Genomic DNA, 14,190 nt, shown 5'->3' with positions numbered 1-14,190 from the left:
TGGCGAAGCATTGCCGCATATAAGTTATTGGTGAAAATCCTAAATTTACTGCGGCAATGCTTCGCCCCTACGGATATTTGTGGTTATTTTTTCAGGTTTTTTGTGTAAATATAATTCGGTAAGGGCGAAGCATTACCGCATATAAGTTATTGGTGAAAATCCTAAATTTACTGCGGTAATGCTTCGCCCTGGGGTTACAGCTATCGAGTCGGTGGATCGGTTAACAAAGAACGATTAAAGGGACTCTCTAGATCCGGGGTACGAATGAACGGATCGCTCATGGTTTGCACATCCATCACCTCTCTGTAAGTATCCGCGACCCGGTTGCTATCCCCAACAATAGAGTTATCAGGATAGAAAAAAAATCGTTGGGCAACTTCCCCAAAGATCGAGGTTCTAAAACCATAGCGCCCTCGGAAACCGTAGAATGAACTTTCAAAGGCGTCAGGAATCGAACGAACCTTTCTGTTGGGAGAATTTGATTGGGCGATCGCCTCTGTAGGCATTAACATTGTCGCGGCACTTAAGACGCATAAGGCACCTAGGCAACTTTTCCAGTGAATTTGCATAATTTCACACCCATGTTTTTCTCGATACTAGCGGAAAAAATCCCGAAGTGGGTTTTTCTCGTGGGGGAAAAATTAATCAAGCCGTCAACCCCTGCTAACCTATAATAAAGCCTTAGCTTTAGACTCAAATTATCAGACTTATCAGACAGATGACTTATTCTACCGACACCCCATCCACTGAGTTAAATCAAGTTCGCGCTGCATTGCTTGATTTAATTTGCCAATATGCCTATAAAGAAGGAGACTTTGTCCTCTCTTCAGGACAACCCAGCCGTTACTATATCAACGGTAAACTGGTGACACTGCACCCGGAAGGGGCCTTAGCCACAGGTCGGGTATTGTTCGCTATGTTGCCCACGGATACCCAGGCGATCGCGGGGCTCACCCTGGGGGCCGATCCGATCGTCTCGGCGGTGAGTATCGTTTCTGCCTTGGAAAAACGGCCAATTCCCGCCTTAATTATCCGCAAAGAAGCCAAAGGACATGGCACAATGGCCTATATCGAAGGCCCAACCCCAGAACCAGGGGCAAAAATTGTGGTTTTAGAGGATGTGGTCACTACCGGCGCCTCCGCTATGAAAGCCGTTAATCGTCTGAAAGAAGCCGGTTATCAAGTCGATCGCGTGATTTCTTTGGTGGATCGACTGCAAGGAGGGGCCGAGTTATATCAACAAGAAGGGTTAAAGTTTCAAGCGGTATTTACGATTACGGAAATTCAAGAACGTTGGCGGCAAATTTCCGAGAATTAAGCTAATCTTAGCTAATCTTAGGGTGGGCAATTTGAACAAAATATTGCCCACCCTACTTACTTTACTCCTTTTAAAAGAGGATTATCTTCATGCATGGGCAACAATTATCTCTATTTCCAGAAGTATTCCCAGAATCGACAAATCCGGCCATCCATGAACGGAGTTCCTCCTTTGTAGATAATATGAGTTTGCCGGTTCACCGATGGTTTCGCTATTCAGCGGGTTTTTCGGCTCAATGGGTTGAGCAAGAAATTAACATTGCCTTGCAACAAGGTGAGGTGAAATTACTCGATCCTTTTGCCGGTTCTGGGACAACTTTAATTGTCGGAAAACGCTGCGGTGTTGCCTCGTTGGGAGTGGAAGCCCATCCATTTGTTGCCAAAATTGCTCGGGCAAAACTGGCTTATGTAGAGTCAGTAGAACAATTTCTAGAAACCGGAAAAAAAATACAGTCTCTTGCCCAAAAATTACCCGGTTCTTCCTTTAACTATCCGCCGCTGATTCAAAAGTGTTATCCCCCTGATATTTTAATTCAATTAGATGCTTTGAAACAAGCGTGGCAGCATCTGGCTGATGGCAGTCCCATCTCCGAATTACACTGGTTAGCGATTACCGCAATTCTGCGAGTCTCTTCCCCCGTGGGAACTGCCACTTGGCAATATGTATTACCAAATCAAAAAAAGGCCAAATCTTTAGATCCGCTGGTTGCATACAAAAAACAAATTCAAAATATGGCGATCGATATGGGGCAAACTCAGGGGCATCCGGCAAATGTCGCCGCACAATTGTATCAAGAAGATGCCAGATTTTGTCCCTCTATTCCGAATGGCTGGGCAAATTTTGTCCTGACTTCTCCTCCTTATACTAATAATTATGATTATGCGGATGCTACCCGTTTGGAAATGTCATTTTGGGGGGAAGTTGAGCGATGGAAAGACCTGCAACAAACGGTGAGAAAATATTTAGTTCGATCTTGTACTCAACATATTGCAGGCGATCGCGAACAGTTAGATGATTTACTGGCCGATCTTAACCTTGTACCGTTGCTTGATGAAATGGGGCCAATTTGTGAACAATTGGCGGCAGAACGCGCAAATCACGGGGGAAAAAAGCCTTATCATCTGATGATAGCGGCTTATTTTAGTGATTTAGCTAAAGTTTGGCATACGTTAAGGCTTGTCACCGCCAGTCCTTGCCGGATCTGTTTTGTGGTGGGTGACTCAGCACCTTATGGGGTTTATGTCCCAGTGGAACGGTGGCTGGGTCAATTGGCTTTGGCGGCAGGTTTTCAGTCTTATCGGTTTGAAAAGACGCGCGATCGCAATATTAAATGGCGTAATCGTAAGCATTCGTTTCCCCTGCATGAAGGACGGCTTTGGGTGCAAAGTTAATGTTATATAAAATAACAATTTGTTCAAATCAGTAAACAGCTTGTAGGGGCGAAGCATTGGCGCCGATATCTGAAGCTTGAAACCACAATATATATACGCCAATGCTTCGCCCTTACCCAGCAAAATTGTAGGGGCGAAGCATTGGCGCCGATATCTGAAGCTTGAAACCACAATATATATACGCCAATGCTTCGCCCTTACCCAGCAAAATTGTAGGGGCGAAGCATTGGCGCCGATATCTGAAGCTTGAAACCACAATATATATACGCCAATGCTTCGCCCTTACCCAGCAAAATTGTAGGGGCGAAGCATTGGCGCCGATATCTGAAGCTTGAAACCACAATATATATACGCCAATGCTTCGCCCTCAGTCAATTTTATTTTCTATTGATTTCATTGACTGATTTTTTCGCTGCCTTGCTTTTTGCTGAGATTTTAAAAGTTTCACCTGATACGGGTCAGCATCTTGACGCCAATATACCCGATGTTTGCGAATTTCCGCACAATTTTTTTCCAGAATATTCTGCCAATGTTGGCGTTTATACATTAGATCAGAATTCTCTAACAGTCCCCGGTTTTCCTCTTGTTGAGTTAGGGATCTAAATTTCTCATACAGGGGATAATCAGCGGAAACTAACCGATCTTTCCGCGTTAGAATCAGAGGGTTTGGTAAATGTTCATAATCATAGTGAGTCACTTCTAAATTTTTTAAATTAATTTTCATCCGTCGGTGTAAAATAGGATGAGGATTTTCGTCAAAGTCTGGATAAAATAAGTAGGATATTTTGGAACTATGTAGATGAAATTTAACCACCGTTGCTTCATCCATGCGACCAATTACCCGACTGACTAATCCTTCATAAATTCTCAGCAATGGTTCTAACTGCTCGATCGCACTAATATGAACATAAAAACCATTGCCCGAAATATAGCCAAGTTGACTATTTTGGCAACATTGACGCACTAGGTTGATATCATTTAAACTATAGATGATATGTTCGGCGATCGCCTTAGCATTGGCATAAGATACGAAGAAGTATTTAATATCATCCTGAATTTCTGGATTAAACTGATTAAATTTCTGGGTTTTGCCAAAATTACTTACCGCTAAATAGGTTAATAAATCTTTGCGGCGTTTTTCCGCGATCGCATCCCATTCCGCTGAATTGGTCGCTTGAATAATGATTTGAAATGCCCGCCGTAGGGTGCCAAAAACTCCCAGAATTTCTGCTTCTTCTGGCAACTCTCCTTTGACTGGCAACCTACCGCGATCGCTCACAAAAGCCATCAAAGGTTGCAACATTTCTTGATAGTCCGCAAACTTTCGCAAATAGGCAGAAATTCGCGGAGTAGTGGTGCGACTGCGAAACCGATAAGCGCGAATTCGTTGCGCCATTTCTGGGTCACGAAACACAAAATAAATCCCCAAAGCTGCGGGAATTGCTTCCGCATTTAGCACTTGTTCAATATAAAATTTTAACTCTTCTTGCTCATAATATTTTTGGAAAGTATTCCGACGAGTAATCACCCCATCTCCATAGACCACCTGACCCCGTTCGCGATCGTCAATTAAGACCAAAGAAGAAACAATTAAAACCTTTTGGGTCAACTGCCACGCATTGATTAAAGCTTCTCTCCGTTCTGCGGGGTCTTCAATCACATTAATTACATAACCTAAGTTTACTACATCCGCTGAAATAAAAGCATTATCGGGGCGATAATACGGATCCCAACCCTGACTAAAATAGCCTTGCGCTTGGATGCGTTCAATATCCCCACCATAACCACAACCATAATCAAAAAATGTGGTTTTTGGGGTGAATATTCCCGCGTCTAATGCTAATCGCATCGGTCGAGAAAAGTCACGGCGCACAATAGCCGCTCGATGCCGTTCAATTTTGGGAATAATACTGGGTAAAGTATCTTTTATTTCCGGGCAATGTATTACCTGATGACCGGATATTTTCACCCCATAAGTTTGTAAACACCGCTGCCAACCTTTTTGGGTGCCAATTTTGGGACTACTAAGTAATCCTAATCTTTCTTCTTGTTTGGTGAGTTGGGCAAATACTCGATAAAGAGGATATTCTGGAGTGACAAAGGTTTCTTTTCGATGCAAAATGGGCGGGTTTTCAATGGCTTGATAATCTAAATAAGTTAGAGCAAAATCCGGTAAATTTACTTGCAAGCTTGCTTTTAAGGGCGGATGCGGGTCGGTGTCAAAGTCGGGATAAAATAAGTAAGATATTTTCGGTTCATCTAAGTTAAATTTGATTAAAGTTGCCCCATCAATTTGGCCAATTTGCCGCCGCACTTGGGCTTCATAAAGTCGCAAAATCGGGTTAAGTTGATGCAGGGCGGTAGTATGAATATATAAGGCAGTGGGTAATTTTTTGCCTATTTTGCCTAATCCACTGGTTTGGCAAGCATTGATAAGCGATCGCGGTTCTTTTAAATCGTGAATCAGTTGATTAATTTCCGCTATGGCCTTGTCAAAGTCGAGAAAAAATGTAATAATATCATTAGCGATTAATCTGGGGTAATTGGTGAGTTTTGCCACCAGTTTAATCGGCAGATTATCGGCTTTTTCATCGGCTTTTTCTTTGATGAGAAAGTCGCTGGCCAGATAAATTAATAAGTCTTGGCTGCGTTGGCTGGTAATTTTTTGCCAGTCCGAGGCATCGGTGGCGGCTAAAATAGCGGCAAAAGCATCGGTTATACTGCCAAATTGATTAATTAAGGCTGGTTCTGTGGGCAATTCTTGGCTGAGGGGTAATCGTCCCCGGTTTAAGTAAAAATCAATTAAGGGTTGGAGTATTTCTGCATGGTCTTTAAAGCCGGAAATTCCCGGTTTTATTTTGGGAGGAGTGAGAGGCGATCGCCAAACAGACTGGGAGAATATTTCTCGGCGATCGCTATTTCTAAATACCGCATAAACTCCTAGGGATAAAGGAGTGGCTTCAACCCCTAGGGTTTGTTCAATATAATGTTTCAGTTCTACGGGCTGATAGTAATGATAATTTGGGTTAAGTTCGCGGGGTTTTTCCCCACCGTAAGCCAGATATTTTTCCCCGCGTTCTTTTAACATGACTTCAGCGGCAACAATTAAAATATCCTGGGTTAATTGCCACGCATTGACCAAAGCTTTTTGGCGTTTTGCGGCAGAATTTAAGGAATTCAGCAGATAACCAAAATAGACGATATCTGCTGGATGACGTAATTCGGCAGTAGCATAATCGAGAATTGGGGTTTCTGGGGGCAACAGTCCCCCGGCAACCGCTAAACCCAGAGGACGAGGTAGGGGTGAGGAATTTGGGGCAACCATAGGGCAATGAATGGGTGTGATAGATGACTGTGATAAGTTTACGAGCAGAAATAAATGCACCGTAGACCCCATGAGAAGAAAAACTGTCATTCCCGCGAATGCGGGAATCCACAGTCTATCGGTGGGGAACGAAAAGTGCAATTAATTATGTTCACCTACTTAGATGCGATCGATGGGAATACCAAGTATTTTAAGTAATATATCCGATTCCCCGACCAGAAACCGGGTTACGGCGATAATTTTTGCTACTAACCCAAACTTAAATTAAAAAACCCGGTTTCTTAGTTACCGCCAAAAAACGGGGTTTATGCGGCTCTTTTGATTGCCTTGCAGAGATTTGAAAAGAAACCCGGTTTCTGACTCAGCTAAAATACCGGCAAACCCTAGCCCCCAGCTAAAAATGACTTAAACTATTGATATGACCGGACTCACACCCGAACAAAAAACTTGACAACAATAATGATTTTCTATAGCATTTAAGCGATGACGGGACATAAAAATATGCAATATCTAACACCCAATGCAATTTATTACGGGAGATCGGAGCAGAAAATGCTTGAAATTGAGCCTGATAGTGTCGCTCTTAGTTTATGGTCTCCTCCATACTTTGTGGGCAAAAAATATGAAAAAAATGAAACATTTGAATCTTGGCAAATTATGCTAAAAAAAGTCATATATAACCATCATTTAATTTTAAAACCAGGAGGTTTTATGGTGATAAATATTGCAGATATTTTATGTTTTAAAGATGAAAATATGCCTAAAATACAAGCCCTAAATATTTCTAGACAAAAATGCCAAGTAACAAGAGATATGGTAATAGAAGCTATCAACAAATATCCTAATTATAATCGTTATCAGTTAGCAAACTTGCTAGGCTGTAGTGAACAAACCATTGACAGAAGATTAAACGGAAACAATATTCGCGGTGGCAAACACCAGACTCAGACGAGAGTGAAGCTAGTAGGTCATTACCTGGAAAAGTATGCTCAAGATGTAGGAATTTATTTGTATGACAAACGAGTTTGGTTAAAAGATCCCGCATGGGCAAATAGTCAGTGGACAAACAACACACTAAAGGCAGTCAGTGAGTATGAAGATATATATATATATTGGAAACCAGGTGAGTATGTGATTGATAGAAGAAAGCTTTCTGAACAAGAGTGGAAAGATTGGGGGTCAAGGGGAGTTTGGCACATCAATAGTGTTAGAAACAATGACGATCATGAAGCAAAATTTCCAGAGGAATTAGCCACACGCATAATTCGCTTGTTCAGTTCAGAAGGTGATTTGGTAATCGATCCATTTATGGGGAGTGGCACCACTGCTGTAGCTGCCATTAAAACGAATCGTTTATACATAGGCATAGAAAAAGAATCTGCGTATGTTAAGTTAGCGGAAGATCGCATAAAAACGCTAAAACCTGTGCAGCTACAGCTAAATCTTGCTTAGGGTAAAACAATTTCTTTAAATCTCCAATTGTCTATAGATTTTAAAACGTCAAAACTAATTCTACAACGCTTTTTTAGATAATTTGTGCTTCGATCATCTTTCCCTGGGAAGAACAAATTAGGATATTGCTGTAAATAGTTGGGATTTTCTTGCAAGAGGAGTCCATTGGGAACTGTTGCCAAGCTAATTCTCCCCAGTGGTTGTCCTCCATCTTTTGAATTTTCTTCAAGGGATAACATTCTGTATACAGGTTTGACGATCAGTATGATAACTGGGATCATCGTTCCATCGCTGAGAATATAAATTGGAGGAATGCTACAATAAAAAGCTTGACTTTTTCGTTTACCCTTTGCAACTATCACATCATTAACAACACCACTATCCGCAGAATCCCATCTACCACTGCCGGAAATCTGATTTGGTGACATTACAGCATGGTTTTGATCGTCTCTAGGTCCAACCGACTTAATATCCAGAAATAACCAACAAGTATCTGTAAAACTATTTGTAAGTTTATTAATTTCTGAATGCGTAAGAACTAGCCTCAGATCAGAACCACTAGGTAAACCAATATCTCGAATACGAAAATAAGGTTCTAAAAGTCTTGGTAATTTGTATCCAATAGTGTGTTCACCAACTTCTATCCAGGGATACTGATCGCCTATGGGGGATCTACCTCTGTCGTCCGGTGGATAGTTTTGCCAAAACGGATAAAGATTGCTGGCCTCATTGAAATCACTGACTATCTGTTGAAGATTATTGTTAACTATTTCATAAAATTTTATCGATACAAACTTCTCAATATCGATCAGTTGATTATAGTTTTGTATAAAGTATTTTCTGGCTCTCTTGTAAATAGAGTATTGTGAATTTCTAAATTTATTAAACATCTGAGTTATCTTTGAGTAAATCCTGTGGGGAAACACCTAAACTTTCGGCAATTTTATCCAGAGTCTGTAAAGTAATATTGCGTTCACTTCTTTCGATCGCACCAATATAAGTTCGATGCAAACCACATTTTTCCGCGAAATCTTCTTGGGAGATTCCCAATTTTTTTCTTAGCCTTTTTAAATTTGATGCAACAAGTTGATTAAGTCCAGAAAATTGCTTGGCCATCCAAGATAGCTGAAATTTTATATTTAGCTGTTTCTTTTATGGTTACTTTACCCAGATGCGACTTTTATATCTACAGACTATATATAGCAAAAACGCTCACCTGCGAATCCCTGCAACACCTGCCCATTTATTGCCTCAACGCCCACCCTCTCGCGGACGAAACCGCCCCCAGTGAAATCGCCAAAACCCTGTGCAGACTGATTTGGAAACAAGCCCTGCCCAATCAACCCTATCCCAAACCCAGCACCCCTGCTGACCTCTGCGGTGAACTAGACGAACTGAAATTCACCCTCAGCCCACCCAAACTAGCCATCCTGCTGACCAACTGCGAACATCCCACCCCAGAACTCATCGCCTTTTGCCGTAAACTGACCGACACCGTAGCCGTAGCCTTCCTCACGGACGCACCCCTAGAAGCCCCGTTAAAAGGCTTTCCGCCGAATCAATCTAATCTTTTATCTGCCATTGAAACCTGGTTAGAGGAGATTTGAGGACTGGCATTTTTTAGGTTAGAATAGGGTTAGAGGAGACTTGATAATTAATTATTGTCAGGTCGAAAGCGTAACCTATTAAGGCTGGTTACGGTTGCAATTGTCTCAAAATCACGGTCATTATGAATTAAGATCAACTAATGTGCGATCGCCAGTTGAGCAATACAACAATCAATACTACTTCTAACCGTTAATCCCTGTCGTTGTAAATCGTAATAAATTCGGGCAGCCGCGACCCAAGTATGAGGAGTGGATTCGATATAGTCTTGGTCTTGCAGATAGGTTTCTAATAACCTCCACTCACGTTCATCTCGGCAACCTTGCAACAGTTCCATTTGAGTAGATCGGCTCAACAAAATGGGTTGATCCTTAATAATTTCTGATAAAGATTGACGAACCGTACCCGTCTTGTCTCGGAAAACAGCAATCCAAACTGATGTATCAATCAAAAACATTTCGGTTTAACCGTAAGGCTTTATAGTCGTAATCTGTTGAGAATTGAATCTGTCCGCTCAAATCGAGTAAATTTCGTTTTTTGCGGTTTTTGACTAATTCGGATAAAGCAAAGTTAATTAATTCTTGTTCTGTCTGAATATTGGTTAAGCGCAATCCTTCTTTCACCAATTCTTCATTGAGTTCGATGGACTTTTTCATCGCTAGTGGTTGATTTTATGTTCAGATTTATTGTCGTACAGATTTACTTATATTAACATTTTTCTGACTCAATGTCCCCCTGATTTGGGAAATCACTTGTCCCGAGGAAGACCCCGCCGAAATGCGATCGCCACCTCAAAACCCTAAAACGCGCCCCACCTCCTCCCCCACGGTGCCATCCTCTTCGGGGGCGAATTTCCACCCCTACCAAACCCACCCCAGAAGCGATCGCCTTTTGCCAAAAACTGACCGGGGTAATCGCTGTAGCCTTCCTCACGGACGCACCCCTAGAAGCCCCGTTAAAAGGCTTTCCGCCGAATCAACCTAATCTGATATCGGCGATCGAAACCTGGTTAGAGGAGATTTAAGTAACTGGGGTTCTCCCTGAAACTTAGGATAAAATTGGAATTGACCTTAAAACCTGATTTTGGGTAACGAAGCGGACTGAACTGTTATGAATACCCTAGCTCAAGAAATTCTCAAAAACTTTGATGATTTGCCGACTACAGAACAACAGGCGATCGCAGCAGAAATACTCAAGCGCGTTATCAATTTTGACGTTCCCCCTTTGACCGATGAGGATTTAGTCCTCAATGCAGAAGAACTGTTTTTAGCCTTAGATGAGCAAGAGGCAGATCATGGGTAGTCCTAACCGGGGAGAAGTCTGGCTTGCGGATTTAGGTTACACCGCCAAGGTTAGGCCCTGTCTTGTGGTGAGTATTCCTGCCCTCATGCAGGATAGAGCATTAACAACATTGATTCCGCACACCACCAGTCCTAGAGGTTCACGTTTTGAAGTTGAGATGAAAACCCGGTTTCTCAAGCCCGGAGTTTTCGACGTACAAAACCTGATTACCATTCCTCATGCAAAACTTCTGAAAAAATTAGGTGAATTAGATCCAGAGCAGTTGTCACAAATTGAAACAATTTTACGCTTATGGTTAGGCTTAGAAAGCACGGATACTGAACCCAAAACATAGCCTCTCTCGCAGAGGAAAACCCCCCGGAACCCGCCACCCCGCCGGAAATGCGATCGCCACCTCAAAACCCTAAAACGCGCCCCACCTCCTCCCCCACCGTGCCATCCTCTTCGGGGGCGAATTTCCACCCCGACCCAACCCACCCCAGAAGCGATCGCGAAGCGTTGACCCAGGAGAATCGCCTTTTGCCAAAAACTGGGGTAACTAGCCTAGAAGCCTCGTTAAAAGGTTTTCCGCCGAATCAATCTAATCTATTATCTGCCATTGAAACTTGGTTAGAGGAGATTTGAGGATTCAAGAAACCGAGTTTCTGCCAGAGTTTCTGCTACAAATCAGAGATTTTGCTAGAAACCCGGTTTCTGAACCCCACGCCAAGTCCCAAACTTGAAATAAAATTAGAATTGACCTTAAAACCTGATTTTTGGTAATGAATACTCTAGCTGAAAAACTTCTCAAAAAGATGATTTGCCGACTACAGAACAACAGGCGATCGCCCTTGAAATAAGAATCAAATGAACCTCTCTAAACTCTTAGAACTCGCACAAGTATTTCTCAAACTCGGCATTATTGGATTTGGCGGCCCAGCGGCACATATTGCCATGATGGAAGATGAAGTAGTTCATCGACGGCAATGGTTAACCCAAGAACAATTTCTGGATCTGGTAGGTGCCACCAACTTAATTCCTGGATCAAATTCGACAGAAATGGCGATTCATGTTGGCTATATATATGCCGGTGGTTTAGGATTAATTGTCGCCGGAACTTGTTTTGTGTTCCCGGCTGTATTAATCATGGCAGTTTTGGCATAGGGATATGTCAAATTTGGCGCCTTACCCGCAGTTTATCAGTTTTTATATGGCATCAAATCGGCAGTTTTAGCGGTGATTTTTACCGCATTGTGGCGCTTGGGGAAAAAGCAGTGAAGTATCGGGAACTGTTGATCATTGCGATCGCCAATGGCGGTACGGGAGGAACTACTGTTGCCACCACCCAAACAAATTTAGGTTTAGCGACTACTGAAAATAGCGATTTCACTTACTACCCAGGTTGGATGCCTTATAATCAATCATCGCCTGTGAAAATATTTAAATATAGAAGATTAATTAATATCACTGGGTTAGTTACTAAAACATTATCGGCAACCAATAATAATCAGTAATAATATTTTAACCTTACCATCTAGTTGCTATCCACAAAATAACATCATGGCATATAGGGTATTATAATAACAAATATCAGCTTTTAGCAGTTTATAATCTTCCCAATGGAAAAATATATATTTCTGCTCTAATTTTAAGTTATGCCGTACCTTCGATTATTGCTTGGGTTCAACTTAATTTTACTTATTTTACAGCAGGTTGAACCGCTTCTTGCAGTTTGTTTAGGCGATCGCTATCATAGAAGTCTAGAAGTGCAAACAGGAGGTAAAGGGATGAAACGGATATGGGAGAATGTGGCAATTTTCAGCCTCACCACGGCTTTTATGGGGATGCCCGCAGTGGTTTTAGCCCAATCTACGCCACAAATTATTGCCCAAATTATTGCTCAAAGAAACGAGGCAGATTTTGTCAACCGAGGTTTACAACGATATCGTCAAGGAGATGTACGCGGGGCAATTGAAGATTTTAGCCAAGCCCTACAGTTGAATCCTAATTATGTGCAAGGGTATCAAGCGAGGGCTAATCTGTTGTCAGCCCAAGGAAATCAGCAAGCCGCGATCGCCGATTATAGCCAAGCGTTACGCCTCGATGCTGGTTTTGTTCCCGCTTATATTGGTCGGGCAAGTGCTCAGTCAGCCCAAGGAAATCACGAAGCGGCGATCGATGATTACAGCCGTGCTTTGAAACTGAATAATAACTATGTCCAAGCTTATATTGGTCGCAGCGCAGCTTATGCCGCATTAAAAGATTTTAATCGGGCTTTGAATGATTTAAATCAAGCTTTAGGCCGTGACCCTAGTAATGGTGCGGCTTATTATAATCGAGGCAGTGTTTTCGCATTACAGGGCGATCGCGCCAATGCGATGCGAGATTTCCAACAAGCGGCGGAAATCTTTAGGCAACAGCAAAATCCTGAACTTTATCAACGAGCAATGACTCGAATACAATTGCTACAAATGCAAAGAAATTAACGGATAATTAACCGAAGTGGAGACGCGATATTATAATCTGGCGTCTCTACAGATAATATAAAATCAAAAATTATTTGTCAATAGGTGTTAAATAAATGGTCGTTCAAATTGTTTTGTTGATTGCAGCTTTATTGGTTTCTTGGTTAGTCTTTACTTTACTGATCAATATTGTCAAAACTACGGTAAAAACGGCGATTCTGATTGCGGCGATCGTGCTGGTGTTGCAGTTATGTTTTGGCATCGGGCCACAAGTTTTGGTGGATCAGATTAAGGGATTGCCCCAAGTTGTTTGGGTTTTTATTCAAGAGCAACTGGGTAATAATCAAAGCCAGTGAAATGCAGCAATTATTATGTTTATGAGGATTTCCTGTTATTCCTGCATTAATCACTTAATGTAAAAAAATAATCCCTAGCTTAGAGGTGAAAACTATGTTACTAATCGAGATAAATGAAGCGCTAAATCAGTTAAATCACTTGGTAGCAGTGGTTAGTAAAGATGAAGAAGAAGTGGTGATGACACATGATAATCAGCCTCTGCTAAAACTGGTGCGAATCCTACCAAATAGTTTACATAATTCTCTCGGGTATTTTCAGTTTGATAATGCTAAAGGTATCGTTTTGCTACCCGTTTTTTTTATTGAGAATAACGGTGATAACTTTATGAATCCGCTAACTCACTTATTCGCTCAGGCGATCGCTGGCGAAGAAGTGTTGATAATTTTACCAGAAACTTTAGTTTTAAATAATGAATTTGCTGTAATCAAAATAGTGTCTATGTTACCCAAGGATCCTCGTCGGTCTAAAGCGGGTAGTGCCAAAGGTATGGTGACATTATCTGATGATTTTGATGAACCGATCGCAGATTTTCAGGAGTATATGTAATGAGATTTTTATTAGATACTCATACCTTTATTTGGTTTGTTATTGATAACCCAAAACTTAGTCACAGGTTAAAAAAATTAATTGAAGATGATCAAAACGAAAAGCTACTCAGTATAGCTATTATCTGGGAAATGGGGATTAAGCATAGTACCGGAAAACTGAGTTTTAATCTGCCATTTGAGATATTTATATTATGGCAAATAAGTATCAACGATTTTGAAATTTTGGATATTCAACTACGCCATAGTTTTGTGGTAGCTACTCTCCCTTTTCATCATCGTGACCCGTTCGATCGCATACTGATTGCCCAGGCAATGGTTGAGGAAATCCCTATTCTGAGTGCTGATTCTGCTTTTGATGCTTATTCTAACGATTATGGTAAAATATAAATTAATGTGCGATTCTACATAATAGTGACTGTTGACTATGTTAGGGTCTATTAGGCATTCA

Annotated in this window: 21 protein-coding genes; 14 read left to right on the top strand and 7 right to left on the bottom strand. The window is 41.6% G+C overall.

Annotated features, from left to right (window positions below):
- Positions 1–200: 200 nt before the first annotated feature.
- The gene (locus ABWT76_RS09190; protein ID WP_054465663.1) at positions 201–569 is read right to left on the bottom strand and encodes a hypothetical protein; all 369 of its coding nucleotides are present in this window, start codon (positions 567–569) and stop codon (positions 201–203) included.
- Between the two features lie 149 nt (positions 570–718).
- Between ABWT76_RS09190 and pyrE the strand changes: the two genes are divergently transcribed.
- Positions 719–1,318 (top strand): orotate phosphoribosyltransferase, encoded by a 600-nt coding sequence (pyrE, locus tag ABWT76_RS09185; RefSeq protein WP_054465662.1) that lies wholly within the window; start codon positions 719–721, stop codon positions 1,316–1,318.
- Positions 1,319–1,407: 89 nt separating this feature from the next.
- Positions 1,408–2,709, top strand: a complete 1,302-nt coding sequence (locus tag ABWT76_RS09180; RefSeq protein ID WP_054465661.1) for a DNA modification methylase — start codon at positions 1,408–1,410, stop codon at positions 2,707–2,709.
- Between the two features lie 367 nt (positions 2,710–3,076).
- On the opposite strand, the gene ABWT76_RS09175 is transcribed toward ABWT76_RS09180, so the two are convergent.
- A complete protein-coding gene (locus tag ABWT76_RS09175) occupies positions 3,077–6,124 on the bottom strand; it encodes a DNA phosphorothioation-associated putative methyltransferase (protein WP_354635986.1) in 3,048 nt (1,015 codons plus the stop codon).
- Positions 6,125–6,586: 462 nt separating this feature from the next.
- Here ABWT76_RS09175 and ABWT76_RS09170 point away from each other — a divergent pair, with 462 nt between their 5' ends.
- Entirely contained in the window at positions 6,587–7,486 is a 900-nt protein-coding gene (locus tag ABWT76_RS09170) for a site-specific DNA-methyltransferase (RefSeq protein ID WP_231636707.1), read from the top strand.
- Here ABWT76_RS09170 and ABWT76_RS09165 read toward each other — a convergent pair.
- Both ABWT76_RS09165 and ABWT76_RS09160 read right to left on the bottom strand, forming a co-directional pair.
- Positions 7,483–8,376, bottom strand: coding sequence for a BglI family type II restriction endonuclease (locus ABWT76_RS09165; RefSeq protein ID WP_054465660.1), 894 nt, complete (start codon positions 8,374–8,376; stop codon positions 7,483–7,485). The two genes, ABWT76_RS09170 and ABWT76_RS09165, sit on opposite strands and share 4 nt — an antisense overlap.
- Complete coding sequence (locus tag ABWT76_RS09160; protein ID WP_054465659.1) at positions 8,369–8,602, bottom strand: helix-turn-helix domain-containing protein; 234 nt, start codon at positions 8,600–8,602, stop codon at positions 8,369–8,371. The genes ABWT76_RS09165 and ABWT76_RS09160 overlap by 8 nt, the downstream gene beginning before the upstream one ends.
- A 38-nt stretch (positions 8,603–8,640) precedes the next feature.
- Between ABWT76_RS09160 and ABWT76_RS09155 the strand changes: the two genes are divergently transcribed.
- Entirely contained in the window at positions 8,641–9,093 is a 453-nt protein-coding gene (locus tag ABWT76_RS09155; RefSeq protein WP_054465658.1) for a hypothetical protein, read from the top strand.
- Positions 9,094–9,230: 137 nt separating this feature from the next.
- Here ABWT76_RS09155 and ABWT76_RS09150 read toward each other — a convergent pair whose 3' ends face one another.
- From ABWT76_RS09150 to ABWT76_RS09140, 3 genes are read right to left on the bottom strand one after another with little or no spacing between them, the layout of a single operon-like run.
- On the bottom strand, positions 9,231–9,548 hold the full coding sequence (locus ABWT76_RS09150; protein WP_231636706.1) for a PIN domain-containing protein: 318 nt from the start codon (positions 9,546–9,548) through the stop codon (positions 9,231–9,233).
- Entirely contained in the window at positions 9,535–9,747 is a 213-nt protein-coding gene (locus tag ABWT76_RS09145) for a type II toxin-antitoxin system VapB family antitoxin (protein WP_017303248.1), read from the bottom strand. The genes ABWT76_RS09150 and ABWT76_RS09145 overlap by 14 nt, the downstream gene beginning before the upstream one ends.
- 52 nt (positions 9,748–9,799) lie before the next feature.
- On the bottom strand, positions 9,800–10,024 hold the full coding sequence (locus tag ABWT76_RS09140) for a hypothetical protein (protein WP_156331629.1): 225 nt from the start codon (positions 10,022–10,024) through the stop codon (positions 9,800–9,802).
- Here ABWT76_RS09140 and ABWT76_RS30655 point away from each other — a divergent pair.
- The 10 genes from ABWT76_RS30655 to ABWT76_RS09095 all read left to right on the top strand — a co-directional run bounded on the left by ABWT76_RS30655 (position 9,942) and on the right by ABWT76_RS09095 (position 14,129).
- On the top strand, positions 9,942–10,115 hold the full coding sequence (locus ABWT76_RS30655) for a hypothetical protein (RefSeq protein WP_375339731.1): 174 nt from the start codon (positions 9,942–9,944) through the stop codon (positions 10,113–10,115). The two genes, ABWT76_RS09140 and ABWT76_RS30655, sit on opposite strands and share 83 nt — an antisense overlap.
- A gap of 86 nt (positions 10,116–10,201) precedes the next feature.
- Complete coding sequence (locus ABWT76_RS09135; protein WP_054465657.1) at positions 10,202–10,393, top strand: hypothetical protein; 192 nt, start codon at positions 10,202–10,204, stop codon at positions 10,391–10,393.
- The gene (locus ABWT76_RS09130) at positions 10,386–10,727 is read left to right on the top strand and encodes a type II toxin-antitoxin system PemK/MazF family toxin (RefSeq protein ID WP_354635985.1); all 342 of its coding nucleotides are present in this window, start codon (positions 10,386–10,388) and stop codon (positions 10,725–10,727) included. Before ABWT76_RS09135 ends, ABWT76_RS09130 begins: the two co-directional genes overlap by 8 nt.
- A gap of 47 nt (positions 10,728–10,774) precedes the next feature.
- Positions 10,775–11,017 (top strand): hypothetical protein, encoded by a 243-nt coding sequence (locus ABWT76_RS09125; RefSeq protein ID WP_054465655.1) that lies wholly within the window; start codon positions 10,775–10,777, stop codon positions 11,015–11,017.
- 222 nt (positions 11,018–11,239) lie between these two features.
- The gene (locus tag ABWT76_RS09120; protein WP_231636704.1) at positions 11,240–11,536 is read left to right on the top strand and encodes a chromate transporter; all 297 of its coding nucleotides are present in this window, start codon (positions 11,240–11,242) and stop codon (positions 11,534–11,536) included.
- A gap of 110 nt (positions 11,537–11,646) precedes the next feature.
- Entirely contained in the window at positions 11,647–11,886 is a 240-nt protein-coding gene (locus ABWT76_RS09115) for a hypothetical protein (RefSeq protein ID WP_231636703.1), read from the top strand.
- Between the two features lie 141 nt (positions 11,887–12,027).
- Positions 12,028–12,858: a tetratricopeptide repeat protein gene (locus ABWT76_RS09110; RefSeq protein WP_054465654.1), complete on the top strand. Its 831-nt coding sequence runs from the start codon at positions 12,028–12,030 to the stop codon at positions 12,856–12,858.
- 95 nt (positions 12,859–12,953) lie between these two features.
- Positions 12,954–13,193 carry a hypothetical protein gene (locus ABWT76_RS09105; protein ID WP_354635984.1) on the top strand — a complete coding sequence of 80 codons (240 nt, stop codon included), beginning with the start codon at positions 12,954–12,956 and terminating at the stop codon, positions 13,191–13,193.
- Between the two features lie 94 nt (positions 13,194–13,287).
- Entirely contained in the window at positions 13,288–13,740 is a 453-nt protein-coding gene (locus ABWT76_RS09100) for a DUF2281 domain-containing protein (RefSeq protein ID WP_354635983.1), read from the top strand.
- A complete protein-coding gene (locus tag ABWT76_RS09095) occupies positions 13,740–14,129 on the top strand; it encodes a type II toxin-antitoxin system VapC family toxin (protein ID WP_354635982.1) in 390 nt (129 codons plus the stop codon). The genes ABWT76_RS09100 and ABWT76_RS09095 overlap by 1 nt, the downstream gene beginning before the upstream one ends.
- Positions 14,130–14,190: the final 61 nt, after the last annotated feature.

The organism is Planktothricoides raciborskii GIHE-MW2, assembly GCF_040564635.1.
Taxonomy (GTDB): Bacteria; Cyanobacteriota; Cyanobacteriia; order Cyanobacteriales; family Laspinemataceae; genus Planktothricoides; species Planktothricoides raciborskii.
This window is presented reverse-complemented; position numbering and strand designations above follow the sequence as displayed.